Origin of the sequence: Microbacterium sp. (assembly GCF_031178525.1) — a bacterium.
Taxonomy (GTDB): domain Bacteria; phylum Actinomycetota; class Actinomycetes; order Actinomycetales; family Microbacteriaceae; genus Microbacterium.
Genome location: NZ_JAPSJA010000056.1, coordinates 1 through 8,186, shown reverse-complemented (window position 1 = coordinate 8,186; position 8,186 = coordinate 1). Strand labels below are relative to the sequence as shown.

General features: G+C 72.0%; 9 protein-coding genes. 4 read left to right on the top strand and 5 right to left on the bottom strand.

Annotated elements, in window-relative coordinates:
• Positions 1–131: 131 nt before the first annotated feature.
• From RIF89_RS05730 to RIF89_RS05715, 4 genes are all read right to left on the bottom strand, one after another.
• A complete protein-coding gene (locus tag RIF89_RS05730; protein WP_309068179.1) occupies positions 132–1,268 on the bottom strand; it encodes an ABC transporter substrate-binding protein in 1,137 nt (378 codons plus the stop codon).
• A gap of 178 nt (positions 1,269–1,446) precedes the next feature.
• Entirely contained in the window at positions 1,447–2,739 is a 1,293-nt protein-coding gene (locus tag RIF89_RS05725) for a GNAT family N-acetyltransferase (protein WP_309068178.1), read from the bottom strand.
• Between the two features lie 104 nt (positions 2,740–2,843).
• Complete coding sequence (locus RIF89_RS05720) at positions 2,844–3,086, bottom strand: zf-HC2 domain-containing protein (protein ID WP_309068177.1); 243 nt, start codon at positions 3,084–3,086, stop codon at positions 2,844–2,846.
• Positions 3,083–3,811 (bottom strand): sigma-70 family RNA polymerase sigma factor, encoded by a 729-nt coding sequence (locus tag RIF89_RS05715; protein ID WP_309068176.1) that lies wholly within the window; start codon positions 3,809–3,811, stop codon positions 3,083–3,085. The genes RIF89_RS05720 and RIF89_RS05715 overlap by 4 nt, the downstream gene beginning before the upstream one ends.
• Positions 3,812–3,923: 112 nt before the next feature.
• Here RIF89_RS05715 and aroA point away from each other — a divergent pair, with 112 nt between their 5' ends.
• The 4 genes from aroA to RIF89_RS05695 all read left to right on the top strand — a co-directional run bounded on the left by aroA (position 3,924) and on the right by RIF89_RS05695 (position 7,772).
• Positions 3,924–5,261, top strand: coding sequence for a 3-phosphoshikimate 1-carboxyvinyltransferase (gene aroA, locus RIF89_RS05710; RefSeq protein WP_309068175.1), 1,338 nt, complete (start codon positions 3,924–3,926; stop codon positions 5,259–5,261).
• Positions 5,262–5,313: 52 nt separating this feature from the next.
• Complete coding sequence (gene rsgA, locus RIF89_RS05705) at positions 5,314–6,363, top strand: ribosome small subunit-dependent GTPase A (RefSeq protein WP_309068174.1); 1,050 nt, start codon at positions 5,314–5,316, stop codon at positions 6,361–6,363.
• A gap of 41 nt (positions 6,364–6,404) precedes the next feature.
• Positions 6,405–6,878, top strand: coding sequence for a thioredoxin-dependent thiol peroxidase (gene bcp / locus RIF89_RS05700; RefSeq protein ID WP_309068173.1), 474 nt, complete (start codon positions 6,405–6,407; stop codon positions 6,876–6,878).
• Between the two features lie 201 nt (positions 6,879–7,079).
• Positions 7,080–7,772, top strand: a complete 693-nt coding sequence (locus tag RIF89_RS05695; protein ID WP_309068172.1) for an MBL fold metallo-hydrolase — start codon at positions 7,080–7,082, stop codon at positions 7,770–7,772.
• Between the two features lie 45 nt (positions 7,773–7,817).
• Here RIF89_RS05695 and RIF89_RS05690 read toward each other — a convergent pair.
• On the bottom strand, positions 7,818–8,186 hold a 369-nt coding region (locus RIF89_RS05690), incomplete at its 5' end, for a pyridoxamine 5'-phosphate oxidase family protein (protein WP_309068171.1).

Genomic DNA, 8,186 nt, shown 5'->3' with positions numbered 1-8,186 from the left:
CGGGGGTGGGCGCGCCCCCAGCTGCGTGCCGCGGGCCGCCGGGGGGGGGGGGCCCGCCCCCCACGACGGGGTGACCGCGGCCCCAGCGCCGGTGACGGCGCCGGGGTCCGCGGCAGCGAGGGGGACGACGGTCACTGGACCGCCGCGGCCCACTTCTCGCCGAGCAGCACGCCGGCGGCGTCGCTCTGCTCCTCCGTGGGAACGAGCGTCTCGGCGGGCGTGGCGGGCAGCGCGCTCGCGAGGTCGGCGTCGATCGTGCCGGCCTCGGTCATGGCGTCCATGCGCGCGGGACGGGCGCCGCCCTTCAGCCACAGGTTCTGCACCTCGTCGCTGTAGAGGAACTCCTGCCAGAGACGCGCGGCCGCGGGGTGCGGCGCGTCCTTGTTGATCGCCTGGTTGTAGTACCCGGCGTAGCCCTTGTCGGCGAAGACGACGACCTCCCAGTCGGGGTTGTCGGCCTTGTGCGTCGCGTTCAGGTAGTCCCAGTCGAACACCACCGGCGTCTCGCCGCTCGCGACGGTCGCGGTGGTGACGTCGACCTTGAGCAGGTTGCCGGCCTCCTGCAGGTCGGCGAAGAAGTCGATGCCGGGCTGGAAGTCGTCGAGCTCGCCGCCGGACTGGACGGTCGCGAGGCCGACGGCGGCGAAGGCCGCGCCCGCCTGCGTCGGGTCGCCGTTGATGGCGACCGCGCTCTTGTAGTCGGCGCCGAGGAGGTCCTCGAGCGACTCCGGCGCGGGGAACTTCGACGAGTCGTAGCCGACCGACATGTACCCGCCGTAGTCGCCGACGAAGAGGCCGCTCGGCTCCTTCAGCGCCTCGGGGATGTCGTCCCACGTCTGCACCTTGTAGGGCGCGAAGTGGTCGGTGCTCTGCAGCGCGACGGTGAGACCGAGGTCGAACACGTCGGGGGCGGTGTCGAGGCCCTCGTTCGTCTCGGCGGCGGCGATCTCCTCGGCGCTCGAGATGTCGGGCGACTGCTCGGTGATGGCGATCTCGGGGTACTTCGAGGCGAAGAGGTCGAGGATCTCGCCGTAGTTCGCCCAGTCACGCGGCAGCGCGATGACGTTGAGCGCGCCCTCGGCCTTAGCGGCCTCCTCGAGCGCCTCGAACGAGCCGAAGTCGGCGACGCTGGTGGCGGTTGCGGCGTCCGTGGCGGCGCCGGATGCGTCGCCGTCCGCGGGGGCCGACGCGTTCGACGCGCAGCCGGTCAGGGCGAGAGCCGACGCGGCGACGAGGCCGAGAGCGGCGAACAGGGATCGACGGATCATGGATGTCCTCCGGTGGGGTGGGATGCCCGCGCTGTGGTGCGGGCGCGCTCGGGCAGCGCGCGTCTCGGGGCGAGACGCCCTGACGCTACGCATGCCGCGTGAACGTCCCGCTCTCCGGGAGGTGAACGGCACCGGCGGCCCGGGTTACGGGTTCATGGCCCGTATCCCGGCATCCGTGTCAGTACACGATGCTGAGGAACGGTGCGCGCGGCACCCGCAGCGCGGCATCCAGCGTGTCGATCGCCTCGGCCGATCCGGTCACGCGGCCGGCCGCCCGCAGCACCGGCAGCGAGAACCCGCCGAGGTAGACCGCCGACAGCTCGATGACCGACAGCGCGACATCCGGCTGGTCCTCGCTCGCCACGACGCGCGCGCGGCCGTCGGCGATGTCGACGCGCCACGTGCCGTCCGCGTAACCGTGCGGATCCGTCACGCGCAGCGTCACGGAGGCATCCGCGGCGTACGTGCGCGCCTCGAGCGACGCGGGGACATCCAGGATGCGCAGCCAGCCGTGATCCTTCAGGCTCGAGACCGCGATGCGCGCGTCGTCGACAAGCCACGGCAGCGGCTCATCGACAGGACGCATATGCGCGGTCACGGTTGCGACGAGGTCGTGCTCGAGCGCGAAGCGCCACAGCGCGGCGAGGGCCACGTCGTCCTCGGCGATCAGGTAGCGGATCGTGAGCTCGCCGCGGCCGCTGTCCGGGTCGCCGTCGATCTGGTAGGCCATGACGCCGCGCGGCTCGCCCGTCTCGTCGACGTAGCGCACGGCGCGCACGACCTCGTTCTTGTCCTCGGCGAGCGCCAGGCGGCCGCGCCAGCGCCGCGGCCAGCCCGGGATCTCACCCACGCGGTCCGACAGCGTACGCTCGTGCAGCTGTCCCATCAGGAGCGCGGCGTCCTCGCGGTCGAGGTACTGCACGCGGCCGGGCGCAGCCGGCGCCGCCCACCGTGCGCGGCGCGCGTCCACCTTCCAGGTCGCGATCTTCGTTGCGGGTCCGAAGCCGTATCTGCCGTAGATCGTCGCCTCGCTCGCCGTGAGACCCGCCGCGGGCACGCCCGCCGCGTGCGCATCGCGCAGCTCGGCCTCGAGCAGCTGCCGCGCGACGCCGCGACGGCGGTGCGTCGCAGCGACCGTCACGGTGCTGATCGACCAGGACGGAAGCGTTCCGCCAGGCACGGTCATGGGTGCGACCCATGAGCTCGCGGTCGCGATCGGCCGGTCGGCCTGCGGCGAGGCGGGGTCGTACACGCCCGTGACACGTCGCCACGACATGGGCTCGCGCCAGTCGGCGACCTCCTCCGCCGTGAGCTCCGACCCGGCGAAGCCGCGGCGGACGGCGTGCGACCACGCCTCCATGGCCGCCGCGCGCTCGTTCTCGATCAGGCGGTATTCGAGCCCTCGCTCCGCGAGAGCCGCACGGGCCGTCTCGTCGAGGGGAAGGGTGCGGACGTCGGGGAACTCAGCCATGCTTCGACACTATCCAGGCGTCGAGACCGCCGCAGACCCTCGCGTCGACGGGCGCGGAGCCGCAGTGCCCGCGGGTCGGGCAGATCAGTCGCTCGGTGCGGACCTCAGTGCGTCGCCTGCACGTCGCGCAGCCGAGCGAGCACCATGTGCTTGAGCTCCTCCGGCGCGGACTCCTTGCACGCGCGCGCGACCACGTCGGTCAGCGTGCGGGCCACCAGCGCCTCGTCGCGGCACTCGGCGCACGTGGCGAGGTGCTCGCGGATGTCGGCATGCTCGGTCTTGCAGACCTCGTTGCGGAGGTACTCCTCGAGATCTTGACGCGCCTTCTCGCAGCCGCAGTCGGTCATTTCTCACTCCTGTTGGGACGCCCGGCCGCAGGGGCCTTGCCGGTGTTCTGGGTGGCGGCCTGGATGCCTCGCTCGGCCGCGTAATCCTTCAGCAGGTCGCGCAGCAGCCGCCGCCCGCGGTGCAGGCGGCTCATGACCGTGCCGATGGGGGTCTTCATGATGTCCGCGATCTCCTGATAGGCGAAGCCCTCGACATCCGCGAGGTACACCGCCATGCGGAAGTCGTCGGGGATGGACTGCAGCGCGTCCTTGACGACCGACGCGGGCATGTGGTCGATCGCCTCCGCCTCCGCCGACCGGCTGCTCATCGCGGTCGTCGACTCGGCGCCGCCGAGCTGCCAGTCCTCGAGATCGTCGATCGTGCCCTGGTACGGCTCGCGCTGCTTCTTGCGATACGTGTTGATGTACGTGTTGGTGAGGATGCGGTACAGCCAGGCCTTCAGGTTGGTGCCCTGTGTGAACGACGCCCACGACGCGAACGCCTTCACGAACGTCTCCTGCACCAGGTCCGCGGCGTCGCTGGGGTTGCGCGTCATGCGCATGGCGGCGCCGTAGAGCTGGTCCATGAACGGCAGGGCCTGCTGCTCGAACTGCTCGCGCGGCGTCGACGCCGACGATTCGCCGGCGTCGGCCGGCGTCTGTTCCGGCCCAGCCTCGGCGGACGCACCCCCGCTCACCGGCTGCGCGGTCGCGTCGGTGTCGGCAAGCTCGAGTTCCTCGTCCATCACGCGCCAGTCTAGGCGCGCGACCTGTATCCTCCGGGGCGCGTGTGCCACGCGCTCGGGGGCCAGAATCATCGCGGTCATGCAGGGCCTCGCTTTCACTAGGGTGGAACCGATGAGTTCGCGCGCGTATTCCCCCGAAGCCCCTCAGGGCGAGTACGCCGCGCCCGTCGCAGACGGTCCTGTCGATGCCGCTCTGACGATCCCCGGCTCGAAGTCGCTCACGAATCGGGAGCTGATCCTCGCGTCCCTGGCCGAGGGGCCGAGCCGCCTGATCGCTCCGCTGCAGTCGGACGACTCGCGGCGCATGATCGAGGGTCTTCGTGCTCTCGGTGTCGAGGTCGAGGAGGTTCCCGGTGAGAGCGGGTTCGGTCCCGACCTGCTCGTGCACCCCGCGGCGCCGTTCGCGGGCGGAGCGACGGTCGACTGCGGCCAGGCCGGCACGGTGATGCGCTTTCTCGCGCCGCTCGCCGGGTTCGCGTCGGGCGACGTGCTCGTCACCGCGCACGAGAACGCCCTGCACCGCCCGATGGCCGAGATGATCCGCGCGCTGCGCGACCTGGGCGTCGACATCGACGACGGCGGGCACTGGTCTCTGCCGTTCACGGTGCGCGGCCACGGTCACGTGCGCGGCGGCGAGATCTCGATCGACGCGTCCGCATCCAGCCAGTTCGTGTCGGGCCTGCTGCTGGCCGCGCCCCGTTTCGACGTCGGCCTGCACCTGCGCCACGTCGGCGCCCGCCTGCCCAGCCTGCCGCACATCGACATGACGATCGAGGCGCTCGCTCGCCGCGGCGTCCACGTCGAGCGCCCCGCACCGGGCGAATGGATCGTGCCCGCGGGCGCGCTGCGCGCCAAGGACATCGCGATCGAGCCCGACCTGTCGAACGCCGCACCCTTCCTCGCGGCCGCGATGATCACGGGTGGATCGGTAACGATCGCCGGCTGGCCGCCGCACTCGACCCAGCCCGGCGCGCAGCTCGCCGACATCCTCCAGCTCATGGGTGCGCGCGTCAGCCGCCGCGGCGGCGCGCTGACCGTGACCGGGGGACGTGGCATCCACGGCGTCGACCTCGACCTGTCCGCCGTGAGCGAGCTCACGCCCACGCTCGTGGGGCTCGCGGTCTTCGCCGACTCCCCCACGACCTTCCATGGCATCGCGCACATCCGCGGGCACGAGACCGATCGCATCTCCGCTCTCGCGGCCAACGTGACCGCCCTCGGCGGCACGGCCGAGGAGCTGCCAGACGGCATCCGGATCACACCGACCGCCGTCACCGGTCACCCCCTCACGAGCGGTGTCTGGCGCGCGCACCACGATCACCGCATGGCGACGACGGGCGCCGTGATCGGCCTGCGCGTGCCCGGCGTCGTCGTCGACGACATCGGCACGACGGCCAAGACGCTTCCGCAGTTCACCCAGCTGTGGGACGAGCTGCTGGGGGCGCGTTGACACCGAGCGCACGGCTCGCGCGCGCTGCGCTGAGCGAGCGAAGCGAGTCGGCGTGAGCTGGCTGGACGATCCCCTCGACGACGAGGACGAGCCGCTCTACGACGAGAGCGACGTGCGGATCCGCCCCAATCCCAAGGGGAACCGCCCCCGCACCAAGCGCCGCCCCGCCCACGAGGACGCGACGATCGCGCGTGTGCTCGGGGTCGACCGCGGTCGCTACGCGGTGCTCGCGGGAGAGGACACCCCTGAAGAGCACCAGCTGACGGCCACGCGCGCCCGCGAGCTGCGCAAGACCCCGATCGTCACGGGCGACCGCGCGCGGATCGTGGGCGACACGTCCGGCGAGGAGGGCACGCTCGCCCGCATCGTGGGCATCGAGGAGCGCACGTCGCTGTTGCGCCGCAGCGCTGACGACACCGATCAGGTCGAGCGCGTGATCGTGGCGAACGCCGACCAGATGCTGGTCGTCGTCGCCGCGGCCGACCCCGAGCCTCGCCCGCGTCTCGTCGACCGGTATCTGATCGCCGCTCTGGATGCGGGCATCCGGCCGCTCATGGTCGTGACGAAGACCGACCTCGCCGACCCCGCGCCGTTCCTGAGGCACTTCGAGGGTCTCGCCGACCTCCGCGTCTTCTTCAGCGCGCGCGACGAGACGCCCGTCGACACGATCGGCGAGGCGCTGATCGGGCACTCGACCGTCTTCGTGGGGCATTCGGGCGTCGGCAAGTCCACGCTCGTGAACGCGCTGGTCCCGACGGCGGGACGGGCGACGGGGCACGTCAACGAGGTGACCGGTCGCGGTCGCCACACGTCGTCGTCGACCGTGTCGCTGCGGTATCACGGTCAGGGCGGATCCGGCTGGGTCATCGACACCCCCGGCGTGCGGTCGTTCGGCCTCGGGCACGTCGACCCCGCGAACATCCTGCGCGCGTACCGCGATCTCGAGGACGTCGCCGAGCAGTGTCCGCGCGGTTGCACGCACCTGGCGGATGCGCCCGACTGCGCGCTCAACGAGGCGGTCGCGGAGGGGCGCCTGCCCGCCGCGCGCGTGGACTCCCTGCAGCGCCTGCTCGCGACGTTCAAGGACCGCACCGACTACTGAGCCGCGCTGCGCGGCGCTCGTGCGCGGCCTAGGCTGGACGGGTGACTGAGACGCGCCTCGAACCCGGAACCGCCGCCCCCGACTTCACGCTGCAGGATCAGGATGGCGCGCCCGTCTCACTCGCGGACTTCCGCGGCGGCAAGGTCGTGCTGTACTTCTACCCCGCCGCCATGACGCCGGGTTGCACGACGCAGGCCTGCGACTTCCGCGACAGCATCTCGTCGCTCGCCGGCGCCGGCTACACGGTGCTCGGCGTCTCGCGCGATGAGCCGTCGAAGCTCGCCGAGTTCCGTGAGCGCGACGGCCTGACGTTCGCGCTGCTGAGCGACCCGGACGCGCAGGTGCACCGCGCCTACGGCACGTGGGGCGAGAAGATGAACTACGGCAAGGTCGTCGAAGGCGTCATCCGCTCGACCTTCGTGCTCGACGAGCAGGGCACGGTCACCAAGGCTCTCTACAACGTCAAGGCGACCGGTCACGTCGCGCGCCTGCGCAAGGAGCTCGGCGTCGACTGACGTCACGGCTCGGCCGGCGCAGCGGACCGCTGCGCGATAGCCGAGGCGGCGGGCGCAGGCAACCCCATCCGCCGCGCCCGACGCGCGTGCCTACCATCGGGCATGTCCGCCCATCACTCAGGCTCACACCGCCCGCGCGCCGGGGCCCCCCGACTGACCCGGAACGTCGCGCCGGGCGTCCACCGTCTCGAGCACGCCCACGTGAACTGCTACCTGATCGAGGATCAGGGCCAGGTGACGATCGTCGACACGGGACTGCCCGCCTCATGGCGCATCCTGCCGGACGTGCTGGCCGCCATCGGCAGCTCGCGCTCGGCCGTGCAGGCGGTCGTGATCACGCACGCGCACTTCGACCACCTCGGGTTCGCGCGCGCGATCCATCAGGACTGGGGCGTGCCCGTGCACGGGCACCCGGACGAGGCGTACCTCGCGGTGCACCCCTATCGGTACGCGCACGAGTCGCCGCGGCTCCGGTACCCCTTCCGCTATCCCGGATCCGTCCCCGTGCTCGCGCGCATGGCGGCCGCGGGCGCCCTGCGGGTGCGCGGCCTCCAGGGGCTGCAGGCCATGGGGATCGACGCGGCGCTCGACGTGCCCGGCCGGCCGCAGGTCGTGTTCAGCCCCGGGCACACATTCGGGCACTGCGCGCTGCATCTGCCCGAGCGCGGCGTGCTCTTCAGCGGCGACGCGCTCGTGACGTTCGATCCGTACACGACCGAGCGCGGCCCGCGCGTCGTGGCGGCGGCAGCGACGGCGGATACGGCGGAGGCGCTGCGTTCGCTCACCCGGCTGGACGACACCGACGCCGCGACGGTGCTGCCAGGTCACGGCGAGCCGTGGCGCGACGGCGTGCGCGCGGCCACGGCGCTCGCGCGAGAGGCCGGCGCCCGCTGACGCGGACACCGGCCTCCTGCTCGGTGATGCAGAGCGCGATCGCCCTCAGAGCTCGACGGTGCGGTTCTCCCCCACGTCGGGCTGCGTCCGGGTGACGGTCGCCTTCGCGATCTTGAACGCGGACACGATCCCCGGCTCGTCCTTCGCCCAGTACTCGGCCGACTCCGCGTGCACGCGGATGAGCACGATCGTCGGGTCCTCACGGCCCTCCGGGAACCAGGCCTGCACCGCGGGCGTCCAGTACTCGTCGATCTTCTGCTTGTCTCGCACGAGCGTGGCCGTGCCCGCGACCGAGAGGTAGCCCTTGCCCGAGTCGAAGGCCACGTTCACGGACGAGTTGCCGGACAGATCGCGCACCTTCGGGCTGTTGTCCTGCACGAAGAACCACAGGTCGCCGTCGAACTCGACGTCCTG